Source organism: Nocardia sp. NPDC051321 (assembly GCF_044455225.1).
Classification (GTDB): domain Bacteria; phylum Actinomycetota; class Actinomycetes; order Mycobacteriales; family Mycobacteriaceae; genus Nocardia.
Genome location: NZ_JBITEM010000006.1, coordinates 51,362 through 70,495, shown reverse-complemented (window position 1 = coordinate 70,495; position 19,134 = coordinate 51,362). Strand labels below are relative to the sequence as shown.

Here is a 19,134-nt window from a genome sequence, read left to right as displayed (position 1 = left end):
TGCGCTGACCTGCCTCAGGGCAACCATGAGAAACGTCGCTATCGGCCAACTAGGAAACGGAGAGTGTGATGGCCAAGAACGTATGGGTCGGGTTGCAGATCGTCGGCATGGTCTTGGTGGTCGCGTCGGCCCAAGCCGTTATCCGCCTGCTCATCGACCACAGCAAATCTCAGGTCTGGGGCCTGCTCGACTGGGTGCCGGGCGGTTGGGGCGGTCAGATCGTGATGCTCGTGGTGCTCGCCGCGGCAGGCGCGATCCTCGCCGACCGCTCGAACAACAAGGTGAAGCTGCTCGAAGCCTGACCTCCGGGTAAACCCCGATGCCCGAATCAGCGAGCCGGTACTTCGGCGGGCTGCCGGTGCGGGTAGTCGCTGTAGCCCTCGGCGGTGCGGCCGTAGAGCAGGTGCTCGCGGATTGCGGCGAGGGGCAGGCCGTGGGTGAGGCGACGGACGAGATCGGGATTCGCGATGAAGGGACGGCCGAACGACACCAGGTCGGCCAGGCCCGCGCGCAGCACGTCCTCGGCGCCCTCGGCCGTTGTCGGCGCACGGTTTTCGCCGATATTGGCGATGAGGGTGCCGCGCCAGCGTGGCCGCAGATCGGCCAGCGCCCGGTAGCTGTCGTTGTCGGTCAGGTGCAGGTAAGCCAGGCCGCGGCGGTCGAGTTCGGTGACCAGCGCGCGGTAGAGCGGGGCCGGGTCGGCTTCGAACATGTTGAACTGCGGGTTGCCGGGGGAGAGGCGGATTCCGGTGCGGTGCGCGCCGATCTCGGCGGTCACGGCATCGACGACGGCCAGCGGCAGGCGCATCCGATTCTCGATCGACCCGCCGAATTCGTCGGTGCGCAGGTTGGTGTTGTCCGCCAAGAACTGATGTACGAAATAGCTGTTGGCGCCGTGGATTTCGACACCGTCGAAGCCGGCGGCGATAGCGTTGTGAGCGGCGGCGGCGTGCTGCTCGACGGCTCGTGCGATCTCGGCGCGGTCGAGTGCCGCCGGGGTGATCGGCTCGCCCTTGCCACCGTCGATCAGGTGCACGCGATCCTCGTCCAGTACCGCGGACGGGCCCGCGGGCCAGGAGCCGTCGATCCGGGCGAGCGGGTGACCCTTGCGTCCACCGTGCATCAACTGCGCGAAGATGCGTCCCCCGTTGGCATGGACGGCCTCGGTGACCCGCCGCCACGCCTCGACGTGTCGTGCGGTTTGCAGACCGGGCACCCAGGCCTCGCTCTGTCCGGTCGAATGCGGCCAAATGCCCTCGGTCACGATGAGCCCGGCGGTCGCCCGCTGGGCGTAGTAGTCGGCGACGTCGCTGGTCGGCGAGCCGTCGGGCAGCGAGCGCAGCCGGGTCATCGGCGACATCACGATCCGATTGGGCAGGGTGCGTGCGGGAGTGCGGTATTCGGTCAGTAGCAGCATTCCTGTACCGTAAAACCTGACATCAATGTCAGGTCAAGGAGTGATTGTGCGCATCGGTGAACTGGCCGAGCGGACCGGCGTCAGCGTCCGGTCGCTGCGGTATTACGAAACCAAGGGACTGCTCGCGTCGGAGCGGACCTCCGGCGGTCAGCGCGAGTACCCGGCAGCGGCCGTCGACCGGGTCCGGCGCATCCAGGAGATGTTCGCCGCGGGCCTGCACAGCGACACCGTCGGCGAACTGCTGCCCTGCATCCACGACGTGGATGGCACCCCGAACGCGGCGGCCACTCCGTTCCTGGTGCAGAAGCTCTCCGGGGAACGCGAGCGGATCGAACAGGCCATGCGTGATCTGGACCGCACCCGCGAGGTACTGGACTCGGTCATCCAGGCCGCGTCCGGCACCCAACCGCCCGCCGAGGGGCCGTAGCGCACCAATTGCGCTGCGCGACAGCTCGAGCAGGGCGGTTGCCGGGTCCTGGCAGGACGGCCGTGGCCCGCGCCGCTACGGTGGAGCCCATGGCTCTCGACAGCGGTACCGGAACGATCTCAGACCTCGACGGGGTGACGGCACCGATCGCCAAGACGGTGCCCACCGAACGCGTGCATCACGGTGACGTGTTCGTCGACGAGTACGAGTGGCTGCGGGACAAGGAAAACCCCGAAGTCATCTCGCACCTCGAGGCGGAGAACGCGTACACCGAGGCGCAGACCGCGCACCTTGCCCAGCTACGGGACTCGATCTTCGACGAGATCAAGGGCCGCACCCAGGAGACGGACCTGTCCGTGCCGACCAGGATGGGCGAGTACTGGTACTACTCGCGCAGCTTCGAGGGCAAGCAGTACGGCGTGCACTGCCGGTGTCCGATCGCGGCCGACGCCGAAGGCATCGACGCCTGGACTCCACCGCAATTGGAGGCGGGCACCGAGGTGCCCGGCGAACAGATCCTGCTGGACAGCAACGTGGTCGCCGAGGGGCACGACTTCTTCGCGCTCGGCGCGTTCTCGCTGAGCCACGACGGCAACCTGCTCGCCTACTCCGTGGACACCGTCGGTGACGAGCGGTACGTGCTGCGCTTCAAGGACCTGCGCACCGGCGAGATGTTGTCCGACGCGATCGCCGAGACGGCGCCCGGCGCGACCTGGTCGCTGGACGGCACGCACGTCTTCTACCAAACGGTCGACGAGTCCTGGCGGCCCGACACCGTGTGGCGGCACCGGCTCGGGGCCCCGACCGCCACCGACGTGAAGGTTTTCCACGAGCCCGACGAGCGCTACTGGGTGAGCATCACCTCGACCCGCTCGGAGAAGTACCTGATGATCTGGGTCGGTTCCAAGATCACCACCGAGGGCTGGGTGCTCGAATCCGACGATCCCGAGGGCGACTTCCGAGTCATCCTGCCGCGCCGCGAGGGCGTCGAATACTCCGCCGAGCACGCGGTGGTCGGCGGTGAGGACCGGTTCCTGATCCTGCACAACGATGTGGTCGACGGCGTGAAGGCGGAGAACTTCGTGCTCGCCGACGCCCCGGTCGCCGATCCGTCGGACCTGACGCTGCTGATCGAGCACCGCGACGACGTGCGCCTCGAGGACGTCGATGCCTACGCCGATCACTTGGTGCTGAGTTACCGCCGCGAGGCGCTGACCCGGGTGGCGGTCTGGCCGCTGACCGCCAGCGGGTATGGCGAGCGGCGCGAGCTCGACTTCGACCTGGAGCTTTTCGCCGTCGGCGCGGGCGCGAACCCGGAGTGGGCGCAGCCGACCCTGCGCATCGGACTGACCTCGTTCATCACGCCGGTGCAGGTGTTCGACTACGTGCCTGCGACCGGCGACCTGCTGCTGCGCAAGGAGCAGCCGGTGCTCGGCGGGTACGACGCCAACGATTATGAGCAGCACCGGGATTGGGCGATCGCCGAGGACGGCACCCGGATCCCGATCTCGCTGGTGTGGAAGAAGGGTCTCGCGCTGGATTCGCCGAAGCCCTTGCTGCTGTACGGATACGGCTCCTACGAGGCGAGCATGGATCCCTCCTTCTCCGTCTCGCGGCTGTCGCTGCTGGATCGCGGCATGGTGTTCGCGGTCGCGCACGTGCGTGGCGGCGGCGAGATGGGCCGGCTGTGGTACGAGAACGGCAAGACGCTTACCAAGAAGAACACCTTCACCGATTTCGTCTCGTGCGCACAGCATTTGATCGATACGGGCAAGACGGCGGCGGATCGGATGATCGCCGACGGCGGCAGCGCGGGTGGGCTGCTGATGGGCGCGGTGGCGAACCTGGCACCGGAGTTGTTCGCCGGCATCCTGGCGAATGTTCCGTTCGTCGATCCGCTCACCTCGATCCTGGATCCGTCGCTGCCGTTGACCGTCATCGAATGGGACGAGTGGGGTAACCCGTTGGCGGACAAGGACGTCTACGACTACATGAAGTCCTACGCCCCGTACGAGAACGTGGAAGCCAAGGACTATCCGGCCATCCTGGCCATCACCAGCCTCAACGACACCCGAGTGCTCTACGTCGAACCCGCCAAGTGGGTCGCGAAACTCCGCGCGACCAAGACCGGCGACGCGCAGCTGCTGCTGAAGACCGAGATGAGCGCGGGCCACGGCGGTGTCAGTGGCCGGTATGAGAAGTGGAAGGAAGTTGCCTTCGAGTACGCCTGGGTGCTGGACCGGGTGGGCTTGGCCGACGCGTAATCCGGTGGCGGGGGCCGGATCCGTAAATTGGCCCCCGCACACGCCGGATCTGCTTGCGGGCAAACAGATCCGGCGTTTGGTGCCGGTGCTATCTCCTGCCGGGCATGGCGACGGGTAGACCTATTTGATGGGCGACCTTTGCCATCTTTTCGTCGTAGGTGACCAATGCGAGCAGTTCACGTTGCAATAGCATCGCACTGGCAACGTGAATGGCGTCCATGGACTTCAGCCCCCGCGGAAGATACGCGGCGGAGTCGCAGATCCGGTCGGTTACCGGAATCTTTGTGTACTGCTCGGACAACTCTCGCATCAGGTTCGGGAAGTCGCCGTACTCATCGCTCTTGCGTATCGTCTCGACGAATCCGATCGAGTTGGTAGCCAGTTCCGCCGATGAATGCCGCTGTATGTACTCGTTCAGCGACCGCACGTACTTCCGCTCGGTCACCTTGGTGATGATCGCCGACGCATCGAGGTAGAGGATCATCCTTCGGCCTCGTTCGGCTCACTGCCGTAGACCGCTGTATTCGCTGCCCACGGGTCCTCGCCACGGCCGAGTCGCCGCAGCAGCTCCTCTCGTTGTTCTTCCTCCCTGTCCATCCGTTCCATCGCAGCGTCGCCTGCCGCGTAGTCGACGACCACGTCCTTGTACAGGTTTGCGAAATGCTCGAACACCTCGCCAGCCGTTTTTGCTCCGCCTGGCGGCGGGATGATCACACCTTCCGCCACCAGCCGGTCGTACGTGCTCATCTCGTCGAACGGTGGCGAGAGAACAGCAATGGTCTTGCCGTGTTTGGTCACTTGGATTGTTTCCCCCTGCTCTACTTCCGCGAGTATCGCGCTTGGGTTGTAAGAGAATTCCCTGACAGAAACTGTCCGCATCCGAGCGTCTCCCCTCGATGGAGGGTCCCACGGGCTGAATCGGCGAGCGCCGAGCCCGACAACGTGCTTACACGAATGTACAACGCGTAGGCACAACAGGGAAGGGGATTTCGGCGAGAACGTGTGTCACGGTGTTCGTCGCCCGGTCATCCCGCCTGCACGCCCAGTACATCTGCCCCTGGCACCGTTGATTCATGAACGCTGAGCTGGTCGTATCCGTTTCCGGGATCAGGGACACCACTCGGGACGCGGCGATCGAGTTCGCCGCCGAGATGGACCAGCGCGGTGTGCCACTGTCGCTGCTCGTGGCGCCCCGGCTGAAGGGCAAGTACAAGCTGGTCGATGATCCCGCGACGCAGGCCTGGCTGCGCGGCCGCCGGGCCCGCGGCGACGCGATCGTGCTGCACGGCTACGACCAGGCGGCAACCAAACGCCGCCGGGCCGAATTCGCCAGGCTGCCAAGGCATGAGGCGCGGCTGCGGCTCACCGCGGCGGACCGGGTGATGGAGCGGGTGGAGTTGCGCACCAGGCTGTTCGCCGCGCCGCGCTGGGACGCCTCAGCGGGCGCCATCGAGGCGCTGCCCGAGGCCGGCTTCCGGGTCGCGCTCGGCCTTACCTCCATCTTGGACCTGGAAAACAATGTGGCGCAGAAGGTTCGGGTGTACGGCATCGGCGAGGGCTTCCGGGCCGAACCGTGGTGGTGTCGGGCCTTGGTGATGGGGGCCGCGCGGACCGCGCGCCGCGGCGGCATGCTGCGTCTCGCGGTGTCGGCCGCCCAACTGGAACGTTCCGGTCCACGTCAGGCCATGCTCGACGCTGTCGACCTGGCCCTGTTCCACGGCGCGACCGGAGCCGTCTACCGCTGGGAGCCGCCTGCCATCGCGCGCGCGGCCTGAAAGACGCCGCGGCGCGGTGTGGTCGGGCACCGCGGCTCCGTGGTTATCGGCACCGCCGAGCGTGGCCGATCGGCGCCGCCGCTCGTGAAATGGCGTACATCGAGCGGCGGCGCTCACGCGGCGGCACGATCAAGCAGTGTCGATCTTCTTGTCGGGCACCGCGGCTCGCGCACTGTGCGTGAAGCCGCCCGCTTCCTGCCGGGTGAGCGAGGCCGAAAACGGATGCCGCACCAGCTGTTTCATGCACCGATCGATGTCGGCGAGCAGCAGATCGGCCATGTCGACGGTGAAGCCGTGCCGGATTACCGCGCGCATGATCGTTTCGTCCTCTCGGTCCGCGGGTAACGGATACGCGGCGATCAGCCAGCCCCTGCTGCGCAGCCGGTCCGACAGGTCGTAGAGATTGAACCCGGGATCGCCGGTCAACCGCCACGCCACCGCGGTGATGCCGCGGTGCGGATCGCCGTCGTGGATCATCTCGAAACCCCCGAGCTCGCGCAGGCCGGCCGCCAGATGCTTTGCCGCGCGGTAGATCGCGGACTGCACCCGGGTGTATCCGGTGCGGCCGAGCCGGATGAACTCGTAGTACTGCGTGATCGCCTGCCCGCCGGGCCGCGAGAAATTGAGATTGAAGGTGCCGATGCTGCCGCCGAGGTAGTCCACCTCGAAGATCAGCTCGGCAGGCAGGTCGGCCGCCTCGCGCCAGATCGCCCAGCCGACGCCGAGCGGCGCGAGCCCGGTCTTGTGGCCGGAGGCGTTGATCGACTTCACCCGCGGCAGCCGGAAATCCCACGTCAGGTCGGGCGCGGTGAACGGGGCGAGGAACCCGCCGCTGGCCGCGTCGACGTGCATCGGGATATCCAGGCCGCTCGCCTCCTGCAACCGGTCGAGGGCGTTGCTGATCCCGGCGACGTCCTCGAACAGTCCGGTGAAGGTCTGCCCGAAGGTCGGCACCACCATGATGGTTCGCTCGTCGCAGTAGGCGGCCACATCGTCCGGGTGCATGGTCAGGCGGTCGCCGCGCAGCGGAATTCGGCGGATCTCGACGTCGAAGTATCTAGCGAATTTCTCCCAGCAAACCTGTACCGGTCCGCACACGAAATTGGGTGTGCCGGTGCCGCCGCGTTGCCGCCAGCGGAACTTGGCGGCCAGCCCGCCGAGCATCGCGGCTTCGCTGGACCCGGTGGTCGAGGTGCCGTGCGTGCCGGCCGGATCGGGGGAGTGCCACAGGTCGGCGATCATCCGGACGCAGCGTCGCTCCAGCTCGGCGGTCTGCGGATATTCGTCCTTGTCGACGATGTTCTTGTCCAGCGACTCGACCATCACCCGACGGGCCTGGTCGTCCACCCAGGTGGTGCAGAAGGTGGCCAGATTCATCCGGGAGACGCCGTCGAGCATCAGCTCGTCGTGCACGATCTCGTAGGCGACCTCGGCGAACAGTTCGTGCTTCGGGAAACCGGCCTTGGGTGCGACCCGGCTCATGCCGGGCAGCGCGTACAGGTCGTCGGAGTCTGCGCTGTGGGACATCGGATGGCCTCCGGAGTATCGCTCGCGTAGTGGTACCGAACTGCGGTGACCCAACCCAATCACACGGAGCCGGTGCCGCCGCCGGAAGTCGGGCGACACGGACTGCTCGGTCGACTAGATTTCAACCTTTGTACTGGTCGGTGCGTGCCAGAGTGGACCAGCGGCGCTGTCGGCCGCTGCCGCCCGGACCGTCCCGGCACCGGGTGCGCGACATGGAGCGCGACGACACAAAGAAGTGAGGCGCTGGCCGATGACCGAGGATTCCCGCACCGCCGAGCTGCGCGCGAAGGTGGCCGCGCTCATGCCGCAGGCGAAAACCGATCTGACACAGCTTGTTTCGTTCAAGTCGGTGGCCGATCCGCGGCAGTTCCCGCCTGCGGAATGCGAACGGGCCGCGCAGTGGGTCGCGGACGCGTTCGTCGCGGCGGGGCTGACCAGGGCCGGACTGCACGAGACGCCGGACGGCAGCAAGGCGGTGATCGCGGCCCGCCCGGCGCCGCCAGGTGCGCCGACGGTGCTGCTGTACTGCCACTACGACGTGCAGCCGCCGCTGGACAGTGCGGCCTGGCGCACGCCGGTCTGGGAGCTGACCGAGAAGAACGGTCGCTGGTACGGCCGCGGCGCCGCCGACTGCAAGGGCAACATCGTCATGCACCTGACCGCGCTGCGCGCGCTGGGGCCGGACCTGCCGCTCGGTGTCATGGTGGTCGCCGAGGGATCCGAGGAGCAGGGCACCGGCGGGCTGGAGCGTTTCGTCGAGGCCAACCCAGACCTGTTGCGCGCCGACGCGATCCTGATCGGGGACTGCGGAAACTTCGCCGCGGGCGTGCCGACGCTGACGGAAACGTTGCGCGGCAGCGTGAATGTCGTCGTTACCATTCAAACACTCACCGGCCCTTTGCATTCCGGTATGTTCGGCGGACCGTCCCCGGACGCGCTCGCCGCGCTGATCCACCTGCTCGCCACGCTGCGCGACGAGCACGGCAACACCACGGTGGCCGGGCTGCCGAACGACCAGCGCTGGTCCGGCGTGCAGTACCCGGAGGACCAATACCGTACGGACGCAGGCGTATTGCGCGGCGTCGAGCTGGTCGGTGACGGCACCGTCGCCGACATGCTCTGGGCGCGACCGGCTTTGACGGTGCTCGGGATCGATGCCCCGCCGGTGGTCGGCTCGACCGGCGCCGTCCAGCCGTCGGCGCGCGCCAGGCTCAACCTGCGCATCCCGCCCGGCACCGATCCGGAGCGTGCGCACAAGGCGCTCGTCGCGCACCTCGAGGCGAACACCCCGTGGAATGCCGAGCTCACCATCGAACTGGAAGGCATCGGCGCGCCGTTCCGGTCCGGCAACGGCGGCCCGGCTCGCGAGGCGATGGAGACCGCGCTGGCGGCCTCGTACGGCCGCGCGGCCACCACCCAGGGACAGGGCGGATCGATTCCGCTGTGCAACGTCTTCGCCGACACCTACCCCGACGCCGAGATCATGCTGCTCGGCGTCGAGGAGCCGACCAGCCTGATCCACGCCCCCAACGAGAGCGTTGATCCGTCCGAAATCGAGCACATGGCGCTGGCCGAGGCGCTGTTCCTGCTGAACTACGCCGACCAGCCCGGGTAGCTGGGTGCGGAGCCGGAAGCGCTAGAAGTCGCGCTGGTCTTCCGGCTCCAGCACGGTGAATTCTGTGTCGGCGGGCCCCATTTCGGACAACCTGCCGAAGTAGATGCCCTGTGCCGCCTGCTCGATGATGCCGTAGTGGATGGGCAGCGCGGTGCGCGGCGCGACCGCACGCAGGTAGTCCACCGCCTCGCTGAGCTTCATCCACGGCGCGGCCGCCGGGATCGCGAGCACGCCGACCTGGACTGGCGGCACCCACAGCGAGTCGCCGGGGTGCACGAGCTGTGCCGGATCGTCCGGGGTGCCGAGCTGGAACACGGTGTTGTCGACCACCGGGATCTCCGGGTGGATCACCGCGTGCCTGCCGCCGCCTCCGGTGATCCGCAGTTCGCCAAGCGTCAGCACGTTGCCCGCGTGCACCGCCTCCCACTTTTCGCCACGCTGCCGCGCGGTCTGTGGATCGGACAGCAGCCGGGCGCCGGGATTGGCGTCGACGAGTGCCTCGATCCGGTTCGGGTCGATGTGATCGGGATGCTGATGGGTGATCGCGATGGCGTCCAGATCGGTGAGCCCCTCGAAGCCGTGCGCGAAGGTGCCCGGATCGAACAGCACCTTCTTGCCGTGTAGCTCGACGAGGAGGCAGGAGTGGCCGAAGTGAGCTATGCGCATCCCGCCATGCTATTGCGCGGCCGGAACTCGGGCACGCGGGGCGAATTTTGGCCGACCCCGAGGGCGGCGCGGGCAACCAGCACAACTACGCTGCTCAGGTAACCCCCCACCACCACATGAGGAGCAACGCGTGGCACGAGTCGTGGTCGAGGTGATGCCGAAGGCCGAGATCCTGGACCCCCAGGGACAGGCCATCGTCGGTGCGCTCCCGCGCCTGGGATTCGAGGGCATCTCGGATGTACGGCAGGGCAAGCGATTCGAACTCGATGTCGACGACAGTGTCGGTGACGCCGAGCTCGAGCAGATCGCGGAAGCACTGCTGTGCAACACCGTGATCGAAGAGTGGAAAGTCACCCGGCTGTCATGACCGCACGCATCGGGGTCATCACGTTTCCTGGCACGCTCGACGATGTCGACGCGGCCAGGGCGGTGCGCCTGGCCGGTGCCGAGGCGGTCAGCCTGTGGCACGCGGACGCCGATCTGAAGAACGTCGACGCGGTGATCGTGCCCGGCGGCTTCTCCTACGGTGACTACCTGCGCGCCGGCGCCATCGCCCGGTTCGCGCCGGTGATGGGCGAGGTCGTGCGCGCCGCGAAGGCCGGCCTGCCGGTGCTCGGCATCTGCAACGGCTTCCAGGTGCTGTGCGAGGCCGGGCTGCTGCCCGGCGCGCTGACCCGCAACGAGGGGCTGCACTTCATCTGCCGCGACGAGTGGCTGCGGGTGGAGTCGGCGTCGACCATGTGGACCTCGCGCTACGAGGCCGGTGCCCAGCTCCTGGTCCCGTTGAAGTCCGGCGAGGGCCGCTTCCAGGCCAGCACCGCCGTGCTCGACGAGCTGGAGGGCGAGGGCCGGGTGGTGTTCCGCTACGCGGGCGATAACCCGAACGGTTCGCAGCGTGGCATCGCGGGCATCGCGTCCGCCGACGGCCGCATCGTCGGCCTGATGCCGCACCCCGAACACGCCACCGAGGCACTGACCGGCCCGAGCGACGACGGCCTCGGCCTGTTCCTCTCGGTACTGGACACCCTGGTCTCCGCCTGATCGATCGATCCCTCGGCCCGTAACCACGCCCGGTTGCATCCTTGGCAACACGGGGGTTGGCCCCGTGCCGCCGGTGAATCGGAATCCGGGCCACTCGGTAGTGCCCAGGTTTCGAGCGCAGCGAGATCGAGCATTCACCGTTCGCGGCCCGTCGCGCGTCCGAGCTGTCGAAGCGCATGCGCCGCAGGCGCGAGTCTCGACAGCTCGGACGCGCGACACCAGGGGGCCGCGAACACGCGGCGCCGCAGGCGCCGCAATTAACACAGCTCAGGTGATTCTGGCGACGATGTCGAATCGCACGCCGTTCGCGCGGGCGATGTAGCCGTGCTGGATGGCTTGGTTGCCCTGGAAGGCTCGCTGCCCGCCCGGGGTGTCCAGCAGCACGCCGTGGTCGATGGCGCCGAGCACGTCGGGCACCCGCAGCGAACCCACTGCGTGCGCGAGTCCGGCCAGCGTGTGAATGGCCTCGTAGGTCATGTTGCTGAAACTGGTCAGCGCGGGCGCGAATTCGCCGTGCAGCTTGCGATAGCGGTCGACTCGGTCCCGCCCGTCCGAGGTGTGCTCGTCGATGAAGAAGCTGGACGCGACATAGAAGTTGTGGTTGGCGCTCGCACCACCTGCCAGTAACACGTTCTCGTCGGCGGCGGGGCTGATCCGCAGTTGCTCGGCCGCGCGTCCGGTCGCGGCGAACTGCCGGTTGAACCGGGACACATCCGCGCCGACCATCAGGATCACCACGCCGTCGGCCTGGTCCAGCGCCGGATGGTTCAGGAAGTCACCGAAATCGGGTGCGCCGAGCGGCACGAACCGCTCCAGTACGACGTCGGCGGGGTCGGTCAGGCTGTTGCGGATCGCCTTGGCCGACTCCCTCGGCCAGATGTAGTCGTTGCCGATGATGGCCCAGCGGCGCACGCCGTGCTCGCGCGCGAGCCAGTGCAGCGCGGGCAGCGTCTGCCCCGCCGGGTGCTCGCCGAGCATCAGCACACCGGGTAGCTCGTCCGGTAGACCCTCGTGCCCGGTGGCGAATAAATAGGGCACCCGGCTGGCGGTCGCTCTGGCCACCACCCGCCGCACCGCGGAGGTGTGCCAACCGGTGATCGCGTCCACCATGCCGGTGGCGAGCAGGGCGGAAACCTCGCTGGCCACCTCGTGTGGCGGGCGCCCGCCATCAATATTCGTAGTACGAATTTCGCGCCCGAGAATTCCTGTGCCCCGGTTGATTTCGTCGACGGCAAGCGAAATCGCCGCGTCGCAGGAGGGTGCCACGATACCGCCAGGTCCCTGCATCGGGACTATGTTCAGGATCTCGATAGTGCCCTCTGGGCTCTCGCCGAACGCCGGCATTCGGTACTCTTCTTCTCGTTAGAGCGAAATTCATGGCAGGCAGGAATAACAATGACGACCATTGTAAGCGGATATTCGACGCTGCATGGTGCGCTGCGTGCCGCGGAACGCGGTTGGCTGCGTCACTTGGACGCCGCACTGTGTGCCAGGCAGCTCACACCCGACCAGTGGTCGATGTTGTCGAATCTCTCCAGTGAGACCGGCATCACCATGAGCGAGCTAGCGGCCAGGTCGCAGCTCGCCCCGTCCTCGGCGACCAGGCACGCGGACTACCTGGCCGAGCGCGGACTGATCTTCCGGCTGGCGGCGCAGGACGACCGCAGGCGGATCCTGATCGGGCTGAGCAGGCTCGGTGCGGAGTTGGTCGCCGCGGTGCGGGCCGAGGAGGCGCGCGCGGAGCAGGAACTGCGTTCCCGGATCGGTGCGCGGCGCTACACCGAACTCATGCGACTGCTGGAACTCGTTTCAGCGAACCCTGAGTAACGCGAATTCGAGGACAAATGTCCTGAAAGTCCGATCCGTCGGTAATTGCCGTGATCGGCCGCTCACTTGTCAATTCTGTGTGGAATTGATTGACGGTGAACGATTCGGTATATCCGAAGTGGAAGCCTTTCTGATTTGGGTCATTGACCTGATGCCGTCTATGTGATTGCGCTCCGTGCGCGGTGATCACCAGGGCTGTTGCGGACTCCCGTTGTGCGCTGTGGCGACTTTTGCCGACTGGTGGACTATCTGCCCCTTCCTGCGCTTTTGCATGTGCCACGGGATGGATGGTATGGGGATTGTCCGATGGGGTCGCGTTCGATGGATTTGCTTGCGCCGGTTGAGCATTGGGCTGGCCGGTCGATCGTCCAATTCGATTAATGAGTATTGGCGTCCAATTAAATTCGCCGCCCAGAACGGGGGTGTGTCGTTGAATTTGCCGACACGCCGAGTCGGTTCGAGGTTTGTTCCGTGACAGTTGGCATGATCACCAACGCTAAGTCATCCATGGATCGACCTACTATCAGGAGGAACAATGCTGCTGCCCGTGGTTGGAAGTATGGCTGGTGCCGCTGTTGCCGCTCTGTGCGTGATTCTCGGCATCATCGTCGCGGTCGTCTAAGTTTCCAACTGACCGAGTTCGTCAAACGCCTCCGATGTGAGGCAACGTCGGCTACTTTCTGATATGTCGAGGAAGTCGACAGTATGAAATCGCCGGTGGCGACCGCCGCCGATCGATCAAATGGTTCGACCTACTATCAGGAGGAACAATGCTGCTCCCCGTCGTTGGAAGTATGGCCGGTGCCGCTGTGGCCGCTCTGTGCGTGATTCTCGGCATCATCGTCGCGGTTGTCTAGTTCGCAGAACTGATCGAGATCACGAAGCCGCCTCCGCAGTGAGGCGGCCTCGGCCGATTTTTGTATCGGCCGGTGATGTTCTACAGTCTCCAATCGGCAGTCGGCGTCCTCGCTACTGCTCGATCATTTGATCCACCGACAAACAGGAGAAAAAATGCTGCTCCCCGGTGTTGGTAGTTTCCTCGGTGCTGCTGTCGCGGCCCTCGGCGTGATTCTGGCGATCATCATCGCCGTCGTTTAATCAGCAGCCTTCCAGCTAGCTGAGTTCGTTGAAAGCCTCCTCGGTGAGGCGAACCTCGGCTGATTCGCTGTGGTCGAGGCAGTTCGACATCTGATCAAGCTCGACCGACAAACAGGAGGAACTGTGCTTCTGCCCGGTGTTGGTAGTTTTCTGGGTGCTGCCGTTGCGGCCCTCGGCGTGATTCTCGCAATCATCATCGCCGTCGTCTAGCTAAAAACCCTCTGGCCGGCTGAGGTCGAGATCGCGCCGGACGCTCCGTTGAATCGAGCGTCCGACTGGAAGTCTCCGAGCAGGCCGAGATCATGAACGCCTCCCGAGTGAGGCTGTTCGACATTCACAAGCCACAAACTGGCAATGATGGCCACTGCGCATCGCAGTGGGCCAATCCATAAACAGGAGGAAGAATGCTGCTCCCCGGTGTTGGTAGTTTTCTCGGTGCTGCTGTCGCGGCCCTCGGTGTGATTCTGGCGATCATCATCGCGGTCGTCTAGTTTGCACCAGCCCAGCTAGGCCCCTGTCTAGCTGGACAGATCGAGATCGTGCCGGACGCACTGCAGGCGTCCGGCACGATCTCGTTTTCGGCTATAAGCACGTGCCAGAAGCCGCAATATATTGCTGACGCGCCTGTACGGGTGACTCTCGATGTCGTAGCTCAGAGCACCCGGCCGCGCTTCCCTCAGCGAAACGGCCGTGAATCTGTCGGGCCGCTCGACTCTGAATACGTACCGCCTTGCCGGTGTTCACACCCGCGCTGTCGGACCGCCTCTGTCCCGCCGATCCGCCTTGTCCCCGCGGCCTGCCATGTCCCGCACGGTAACTCATGCCCGGCGAACGCAAGGAAGGACCGGGCGGCCTGTGCACAGGCCGTACCCGGTCCTCCAGTGACCGCTAGCTGCTGGTCGTAGCCGTCAGGCAGGCAAGCCCATACCGTGCGCCAGGACCGGCCAGGACGCCTTCAACTCGTCCTGCCAGTAGCCCCACGAGTGCGTGCCGGAATCGCGCAGCGCATATGTCGCCGGGATGCCGAGTTCGTTCAGCCTGGTCTGCAGATTATGCGCGCAGTTATTGGTGGCCGCCTCGATCATGCCGCCGATGATGATCTGATTGGCCAGCCCGCTCACGCCCGGCTGGGTGTGCGGGCCGTCCAGGGTGTCATAGCGGCCGGGCAGGCCGTTGCCCGACGAGATATACAGCTCCGTGCCGCGCAGCCCTTCGGCGTTGACGTACGGATCGTTGGCGAGCCATTCGGGCGATCCCGTCGGCCCCCACATGTTTTCGTGGTTGGCATTGCCGTACCCGTCGACCACGAATTTCACGAACCGCGAACCGAGCGGATCGCTGGTCTGGGCACAGCCGCTATAGGCGGCGGCGGCTTTGTAGAGGCCGGGCTTGGCGATGGGCAGGGCAAGCACCGTGGTGGCCGAGGTGGAGATGCCCGCGATGGAATTCACGCCATTGGTACCGAGTGCCGCGTCGATGATGGGCGGCAGTTCCTCGGTCAGGTAGGTCTTCCACTTGTTGCGCCCGAGTACCGGGTCATCCTTGATCCAGTCGGTGTAATAACTGAACATGCCACCGATCGGCAGCACCAGGTTGACATTTTTGTCCGCCATGAACTGGCGCGCGTCGCTTTGCGCCTGCCAGGAGGCGATGTCGATGCCGCCGCCCGCGCCACTCAGCAGATACAGGGCGGGCCTTGGCACCGAGGTATCCGCGGGGCGCTGAATCTCGACCGGAAAGGTCTTGTCCATTGCCGCGGAATAAACCTGAAGTCGGATATTGCGGTCGTCGATGGACTCGGTGTCGGTTATTCGCGAGCCGTCGGGTGAAGTAACAGAGGTGGTTACCAGTTTCGCGTCGGTGGCCGGATCGGCCGTAGCCGCCGATACCCCGAATGTTGTCATAGCGCAGGCGATCAGTCCGGACGCCGCGATGGTGGCTACGGAACGTGATCTGCGGGAGTTGTGCGCTTCTGCGTTTACGCTCCAATTCATAGGACAAGCTTTTAGCACGCCGCTCGTACTGTTCGTGCGGCGACACGATGTAATGTCCGAATTACGTAGAATGGCTTACGAACTGGTCAGTTGACATGCGGCGGTATCCGTTGCCGCCATGGGGCGCAACGATGTTCGACGCGCCAACGCCGCCGGAAAGGTCCGTCCGGAAATATTCGGCGCGATTCGCCCATGTCCGGCAGTCAAAGCACGCACGGCGAATCCGGCGTAAACGTGCGCTGGCCGGACGCGGTGGGTGACCCGTGGAATTCCTTGGGTACCATCACCGCCGGGGTATTCAGCCCCGAACATCCGATCGAGCTCTCCGAAGGGTGAATTCATGAAGATGCTCAACCCGCGTTACGCCTTCGCCTCTCTCGCCATCAGCGGGATCGCCGCAGGTGCTTCGTTGTTCGGTACGGGAATTGCGTCCGCGGATATGATCGGCGATCTCTCGCCGCTGCTCACCTCGCAGTGCTCCTTCACGCAAATTGACGGCGCGATCCACACGGAACTGCCGGAGATGGCGGCGCGGCTCGACGCCTCACCGATGCAGAAGGGCATGTTGAAGATGGCGTACGAGGTCGCGCCGGATGTGCGTGCGAATACGCTGCAGCAGCTGGTCGGCCAGAAAATGACCAACGGTCTGGACCAGGCCCTCGGCGAGAGTCCGGAACTCGGCTCCAAGATGAGCCGGGTGGCCGCGACCTGCGACACGTACGCCAAGTAGTTCAGCACCACCAGTAGTACCGAGCAGCAGCAGGATGACTTAGCGGATGACTTAGCAGGTAGTAGGTGGGCAGGTCGGCGTTCGCGCCTGGCGGGAACGCCACCGGCCCTGCCCTGATCAGCATCTTCCCTGCACAAGATCACCGGACCCTAGGATCGCAGCATGCCCGTTTCCACCACTGCTGCCACGGCCACCGGGTTGTGCGCGTTCATCGATGAGTCGCCCTCGCCCTTCCACGTCTGCCGGACCGTGGCGGGCGAACTGGACGCGAACGGTTTCACCCGCCTCGACGAATCGGCACCGTGGCCATCGGACGGCCCGGGTAAGCACTATGTGGTGCGGGGCGGCTCACTGATCGCGTGGGCGACGTCGGACGCCGCGGGGGTGACACCGTTCCGGGTGGTCGGCGCGCACACCGACAGCCCGAACCTGCGCGTCAAACAGCACCCCGATCTGGCGTCGGCGGGCTGGCAGCTGGTCGGCCTGGAACCCTACGGCGGGGCGTGGCTCAATTCCTGGCTCGACCGCGAGCTCGGCATCTCCGGGCGGCTCACCGTGCGCGACGGAGATGCGGTGCGCGAGCAGCTGGTTCGGATCGACGAGCCGATCCTGCGGGTGCCGCAGCTGGCCATTCACCTGTCCGACGACCGCAAGGGCGTCACGCTGGATCCACAGCGGCATGTCAACGCGGTGTGGGGCGTCGGCCACGAGCCGCGTTCCTTCTTGGCCTTCGTCGCCGAGCGCGCGGAGCTCGACCCGGCCGCGCTGCTCGGCTGGGAACTGATGACGCACGACCTGGCGCCGAGCCGAATCGTCGGCCGCGACCGGGACCTGGTCAGCGCGCCCCGGCTGGACAACCAGGGCACCTGCTACGCGGGCCTGCACGCCTTCCTCGCCGCGGTCGAAGCGCCGGGCGCGGCTATTCCCGTGTTCGCCACCTTCGATCACGAGGAGGTCGGCAGCCAGTCCGATCGTGGCGCCCAGTCCGAGCTGCTCCCGACGGTGCTGGAACGGATCGTGCTGTCCCGCGGCGGCGATCGCGCCGAATTTTTTGCCGCGGTAGCCGCTTCGGTCTGCGCCTCCGGCGACATGGCGCACGCGACGCATCCCAACTACCCGGAGCGGCACGAGCCCGCCCACCGGATCCAGGTGAACGGCGGCCCGGTGCTCAAGGTCAACCAGAACCTGCGTTACGCCACCGACGCGGTCGGCGCCGGCGCGTTCGCGCTCGCATGTGCGCAGGCGGGAGTTCCGTTGCAGCGCTACGTGCATCGCGCCGATCTGCCGTGTGGCTCGACCATCGGCCCGATGACCGCCGCGGGGACCGGCATGACGACGGTCGATGTCGGGGCGGCCCAGCTGGCCATGCATTCGGCGCGCGAAATCATGGGCGCCGCCGACGTTCCGGCCTACGCCGCGGCGCTGGCCGCCTTCCTGACGCCCGCCGTCACCGGGTGATAGGTCGCCACCGCGACCACGAACACCGCGAGGGTGGCGAGCACGTAACTGCTGCCGATGAGCTGCTGCCACCAGGCCCAGCCGAGCTCCTTGTCCTCGGAGTGCGGCAGCAGCCACTGCGGCCCGATGATGAACATGACGGTCAGCAGGCCGACGGAGCCGAGGAACAGCGGGCTGCGCCGGCCGCGCACGATCGCGTCCGCCGTCACCACCAGCGCGGGCGCGATCCACACCCAGTGGTGGGACCAGGAGATCGGCGAAACCAGCAGCACCACCGCGGCATTCACCATCAGGGCGGCCACGTTCGCGCCCGCGTCGATCAGCCTGCGCATCCAGACGGCGGCCAGGGCGATCGCCACCAGCGACAGTGCGATCCACAGCAGGGTGGCCACCGAGTCGGCGACGCCGAGCCGGAACACCATGCCCTTGATCGACTGGTTGCCCGCGAAGTATGGCGGCCCGATCCGGCCGGTGTCGGCGAGGGTGTGGAACCAGTATTCGGTCGAATCGCTCGGGAACAGCAGGAATCCCAGGCCGACCGCGCCGATCGCGGAGACGATCAGCGTGCCCGCCGCCTTCCAGTCCTTGCGCAGCAGGAAATACAGCAGGTACCCGCCGGGAATCAGCTTCACCGACACCGCGATGCCGATCAGCATGCCGCGCGGCCAGAATGGCTTGCGCACCAAGCAGTCCAGCGTGATCGCGGCCATCAGCACCAGGTTGATCTGGCCGAAGCCGAAGGTCTGGCGCAGCGGTTCGAAGGTCTGCAGCAGCGCGATCGCGCCGATGACGATCGTCGCGGTGGTGACCCTGGGCAGCTCGGGCCGGATCCGCGCGAGCACCACCCAGAGCGTGGCACCGAGGCTGGCCAGCGAGGTCAGCACCACAAGCACCTCGGCCACCGGCAACGGAATCAGCGCGAGCGGCGCGAAGAACAGCGCGGCGAGCGGGGGATAGGTGAACGGCAACCCGATGCCGGCAACCGGAGGCATCGGCCCGTACAGCTCGCCGTCGTCGAGCCAGACCCGGGCGCCGTTGCGGTACACCTGTAGATCGATGTAGCCGGACCACCAGTGGACCAGTAGCGACAGGACCGCGGACGCGGCGAACAGGCCGATCGCCGCCAGTAGCCAGCGCCGCTGTGCCCGCGACAACGGAACACGCGCGGCACCGCCCGGCGCAACGGAGGCACCGCTGTTCAGGTTCTTCGAGGCAACCGGCTCAGCGGAATCCGCAACCCCCGATCGTTCGTTCACGGGCCCAGAGTATCTGTGACCGGTGGTGTGACCCGCGTC

The 19,134-nt window shown here is 66.2% G+C and carries 19 protein-coding genes; 11 read left to right on the top strand and 8 right to left on the bottom strand.

Going from position 1 to position 19,134, the window contains the following annotated elements:
* The first annotated feature begins 68 nt into the window (after positions 1–68).
* Positions 69–302: a hypothetical protein gene (locus ACIA8C_RS15160; protein ID WP_397134887.1), complete on the top strand. Its 234-nt coding sequence runs from the start codon at positions 69–71 to the stop codon at positions 300–302.
* 26 nt (positions 303–328) lie between these two features.
* On the opposite strand, the gene ACIA8C_RS15155 is transcribed toward ACIA8C_RS15160, so the two are convergent.
* Positions 329–1,417 carry an alkene reductase gene (locus ACIA8C_RS15155; RefSeq protein ID WP_397134885.1) on the bottom strand — a complete coding sequence of 363 codons (1,089 nt, stop codon included), beginning with the start codon at positions 1,415–1,417 and terminating at the stop codon, positions 329–331.
* Positions 1,418–1,463: 46 nt separating this feature from the next.
* On the opposite strand from ACIA8C_RS15155, the gene ACIA8C_RS15150 reads away from it, so the two are divergent.
* Together ACIA8C_RS15150 and ACIA8C_RS15145 are read left to right on the top strand one after the other, a co-directional pair.
* Positions 1,464–1,844, top strand: coding sequence for a MerR family transcriptional regulator (locus ACIA8C_RS15150; protein ID WP_397134883.1), 381 nt, complete (start codon positions 1,464–1,466; stop codon positions 1,842–1,844).
* Positions 1,845–1,933: 89 nt separating this feature from the next.
* The gene (locus ACIA8C_RS15145) at positions 1,934–4,108 is read left to right on the top strand and encodes a S9 family peptidase (RefSeq protein WP_397134881.1); all 2,175 of its coding nucleotides are present in this window, start codon (positions 1,934–1,936) and stop codon (positions 4,106–4,108) included.
* 88 nt (positions 4,109–4,196) lie between these two features.
* Here ACIA8C_RS15145 and ACIA8C_RS15140 read toward each other — a convergent pair whose 3' ends face one another.
* Complete coding sequence (locus ACIA8C_RS15140; protein WP_396995334.1) at positions 4,197–4,592, bottom strand: type II toxin-antitoxin system VapC family toxin; 396 nt, start codon at positions 4,590–4,592, stop codon at positions 4,197–4,199.
* Positions 4,589–4,987 carry a type II toxin-antitoxin system Phd/YefM family antitoxin gene (locus ACIA8C_RS15135; protein WP_397134879.1) on the bottom strand — a complete coding sequence of 133 codons (399 nt, stop codon included), beginning with the start codon at positions 4,985–4,987 and terminating at the stop codon, positions 4,589–4,591. The genes ACIA8C_RS15140 and ACIA8C_RS15135 overlap by 4 nt, the downstream gene beginning before the upstream one ends.
* 194 nt (positions 4,988–5,181) lie before the next feature.
* On the opposite strand from ACIA8C_RS15135, the gene ACIA8C_RS15130 reads away from it, so the two are divergent.
* Positions 5,182–5,883, top strand: coding sequence for a DUF2334 domain-containing protein (locus ACIA8C_RS15130; RefSeq protein WP_397134877.1), 702 nt, complete (start codon positions 5,182–5,184; stop codon positions 5,881–5,883).
* 129 nt (positions 5,884–6,012) lie between these two features.
* Here ACIA8C_RS15130 and ACIA8C_RS15125 read toward each other — a convergent pair whose 3' ends face one another.
* The gene (locus tag ACIA8C_RS15125) at positions 6,013–7,410 is read right to left on the bottom strand and encodes a glutamate decarboxylase (protein WP_397134875.1); all 1,398 of its coding nucleotides are present in this window, start codon (positions 7,408–7,410) and stop codon (positions 6,013–6,015) included.
* Between the two features lie 250 nt (positions 7,411–7,660).
* Here ACIA8C_RS15125 and ACIA8C_RS15120 point away from each other — a divergent pair, with 250 nt between their 5' ends.
* Positions 7,661–9,025 carry a dipeptidase gene (locus tag ACIA8C_RS15120; RefSeq protein ID WP_397134873.1) on the top strand — a complete coding sequence of 455 codons (1,365 nt, stop codon included), beginning with the start codon at positions 7,661–7,663 and terminating at the stop codon, positions 9,023–9,025.
* Between the two features lie 21 nt (positions 9,026–9,046).
* On the opposite strand, the gene ACIA8C_RS15115 is transcribed toward ACIA8C_RS15120, so the two are convergent.
* On the bottom strand, positions 9,047–9,691 hold the full coding sequence (locus tag ACIA8C_RS15115) for an MBL fold metallo-hydrolase (RefSeq protein WP_397134871.1): 645 nt from the start codon (positions 9,689–9,691) through the stop codon (positions 9,047–9,049).
* Between the two features lie 130 nt (positions 9,692–9,821).
* Between ACIA8C_RS15115 and purS the strand changes: the two genes are divergently transcribed.
* Both purS and purQ read left to right on the top strand, forming a co-directional pair.
* Positions 9,822–10,058: a phosphoribosylformylglycinamidine synthase subunit PurS gene (gene purS / locus ACIA8C_RS15110; RefSeq protein WP_150403849.1), complete on the top strand. Its 237-nt coding sequence runs from the start codon at positions 9,822–9,824 to the stop codon at positions 10,056–10,058.
* The gene (purQ, locus tag ACIA8C_RS15105; RefSeq protein ID WP_397134869.1) at positions 10,055–10,732 is read left to right on the top strand and encodes a phosphoribosylformylglycinamidine synthase subunit PurQ; all 678 of its coding nucleotides are present in this window, start codon (positions 10,055–10,057) and stop codon (positions 10,730–10,732) included. Before purS ends, purQ begins: the two co-directional genes overlap by 4 nt.
* Positions 10,733–10,999: 267 nt before the next feature.
* Here the strand turns inward: purQ and ACIA8C_RS15100 are convergent, their stop codons facing one another.
* Positions 11,000–12,076, bottom strand: coding sequence for a substrate-binding domain-containing protein (locus ACIA8C_RS15100; protein ID WP_397134867.1), 1,077 nt, complete (start codon positions 12,074–12,076; stop codon positions 11,000–11,002).
* A gap of 51 nt (positions 12,077–12,127) precedes the next feature.
* On the opposite strand from ACIA8C_RS15100, the gene ACIA8C_RS15095 reads away from it, so the two are divergent.
* On the top strand, positions 12,128–12,559 hold the full coding sequence (locus ACIA8C_RS15095; RefSeq protein WP_396995326.1) for a MarR family winged helix-turn-helix transcriptional regulator: 432 nt from the start codon (positions 12,128–12,130) through the stop codon (positions 12,557–12,559).
* Positions 12,560–14,565: 2,006 nt separating this feature from the next.
* Here the strand turns inward: ACIA8C_RS15095 and ACIA8C_RS15090 are convergent.
* Positions 14,566–15,561, bottom strand: coding sequence for an alpha/beta hydrolase (locus ACIA8C_RS15090; RefSeq protein ID WP_397134865.1), 996 nt, complete (start codon positions 15,559–15,561; stop codon positions 14,566–14,568).
* A 282-nt stretch (positions 15,562–15,843) separates the two neighbouring features.
* Here ACIA8C_RS15090 and ACIA8C_RS15085 point away from each other — a divergent pair, with 282 nt between their 5' ends.
* The 3 genes from ACIA8C_RS15085 (at position 15,844) to ACIA8C_RS15075 (ending at position 17,839) form a co-directional block, all read left to right on the top strand.
* Positions 15,844–15,987 carry a hypothetical protein gene (locus ACIA8C_RS15085; RefSeq protein WP_397134863.1) on the top strand — a complete coding sequence of 48 codons (144 nt, stop codon included), beginning with the start codon at positions 15,844–15,846 and terminating at the stop codon, positions 15,985–15,987.
* A 4-nt stretch (positions 15,988–15,991) separates the two neighbouring features.
* Positions 15,992–16,381 carry a hemophore-related protein gene (locus tag ACIA8C_RS15080; RefSeq protein ID WP_397134862.1) on the top strand — a complete coding sequence of 130 codons (390 nt, stop codon included), beginning with the start codon at positions 15,992–15,994 and terminating at the stop codon, positions 16,379–16,381.
* Between the two features lie 162 nt (positions 16,382–16,543).
* Positions 16,544–17,839 (top strand): M18 family aminopeptidase, encoded by a 1,296-nt coding sequence (locus tag ACIA8C_RS15075; RefSeq protein WP_397134860.1) that lies wholly within the window; start codon positions 16,544–16,546, stop codon positions 17,837–17,839.
* Here ACIA8C_RS15075 and ACIA8C_RS15070 read toward each other — a convergent pair.
* Entirely contained in the window at positions 17,791–19,095 is a 1,305-nt protein-coding gene (locus ACIA8C_RS15070) for a glycosyltransferase 87 family protein (protein ID WP_397134858.1), read from the bottom strand. The genes ACIA8C_RS15075 and ACIA8C_RS15070 overlap by 49 nt on opposite strands.
* Between the last annotated feature and the right edge of the window lie 39 nt (positions 19,096–19,134).

What these genes read in the sequence shown, in the direction of transcription:
- ACIA8C_RS15160 (WP_397134887.1), top strand. Translation starts at nt 69, where the DNA reads ATGGCCAAGAACGTATGGGTCGGGTTGCAGATCGTCGGCATGGTCTTG.
- ACIA8C_RS15155 (WP_397134885.1), bottom strand. Translation starts at nt 1,417, where the DNA reads ATGCTGCTACTGACCGAATACCGCACTCCCGCACGCACCCTGCCCAAT.
- ACIA8C_RS15145 (WP_397134881.1), top strand. Translation starts at nt 1,934, where the DNA reads ATGGCTCTCGACAGCGGTACCGGAACGATCTCAGACCTCGACGGGGTG.
- ACIA8C_RS15140 (WP_396995334.1), bottom strand. Translation starts at nt 4,592, where the DNA reads ATGATCCTCTACCTCGATGCGTCGGCGATCATCACCAAGGTGACCGAG.
- ACIA8C_RS15135 (WP_397134879.1), bottom strand. Translation starts at nt 4,987, where the DNA reads ATGCGGACAGTTTCTGTCAGGGAATTCTCTTACAACCCAAGCGCGATA.
- ACIA8C_RS15130 (WP_397134877.1), top strand. Translation starts at nt 5,182, where the DNA reads ATGAACGCTGAGCTGGTCGTATCCGTTTCCGGGATCAGGGACACCACT.
- ACIA8C_RS15125 (WP_397134875.1), bottom strand. Translation starts at nt 7,410, where the DNA reads ATGTCCCACAGCGCAGACTCCGACGACCTGTACGCGCTGCCCGGCATG.
- ACIA8C_RS15120 (WP_397134873.1), top strand. Translation starts at nt 7,661, where the DNA reads ATGACCGAGGATTCCCGCACCGCCGAGCTGCGCGCGAAGGTGGCCGCG.
- ACIA8C_RS15115 (WP_397134871.1), bottom strand. Translation starts at nt 9,691, where the DNA reads ATGCGCATAGCTCACTTCGGCCACTCCTGCCTCCTCGTCGAGCTACAC.
- purQ (WP_397134869.1), top strand. Translation starts at nt 10,055, where the DNA reads ATGACCGCACGCATCGGGGTCATCACGTTTCCTGGCACGCTCGACGAT.
- ACIA8C_RS15100 (WP_397134867.1), bottom strand. Translation starts at nt 12,076, where the DNA reads ATGCCGGCGTTCGGCGAGAGCCCAGAGGGCACTATCGAGATCCTGAAC.
- ACIA8C_RS15095 (WP_396995326.1), top strand. Translation starts at nt 12,128, where the DNA reads ATGACGACCATTGTAAGCGGATATTCGACGCTGCATGGTGCGCTGCGT.
- ACIA8C_RS15090 (WP_397134865.1), bottom strand. Translation starts at nt 15,561, where the DNA reads ATGACAACATTCGGGGTATCGGCGGCTACGGCCGATCCGGCCACCGAC.
- ACIA8C_RS15085 (WP_397134863.1), top strand. Translation starts at nt 15,844, where the DNA reads ATGTCCGGCAGTCAAAGCACGCACGGCGAATCCGGCGTAAACGTGCGC.
- ACIA8C_RS15080 (WP_397134862.1), top strand. Translation starts at nt 15,992, where the DNA reads ATGAAGATGCTCAACCCGCGTTACGCCTTCGCCTCTCTCGCCATCAGC.
- ACIA8C_RS15075 (WP_397134860.1), top strand. Translation starts at nt 16,544, where the DNA reads ATGCCCGTTTCCACCACTGCTGCCACGGCCACCGGGTTGTGCGCGTTC.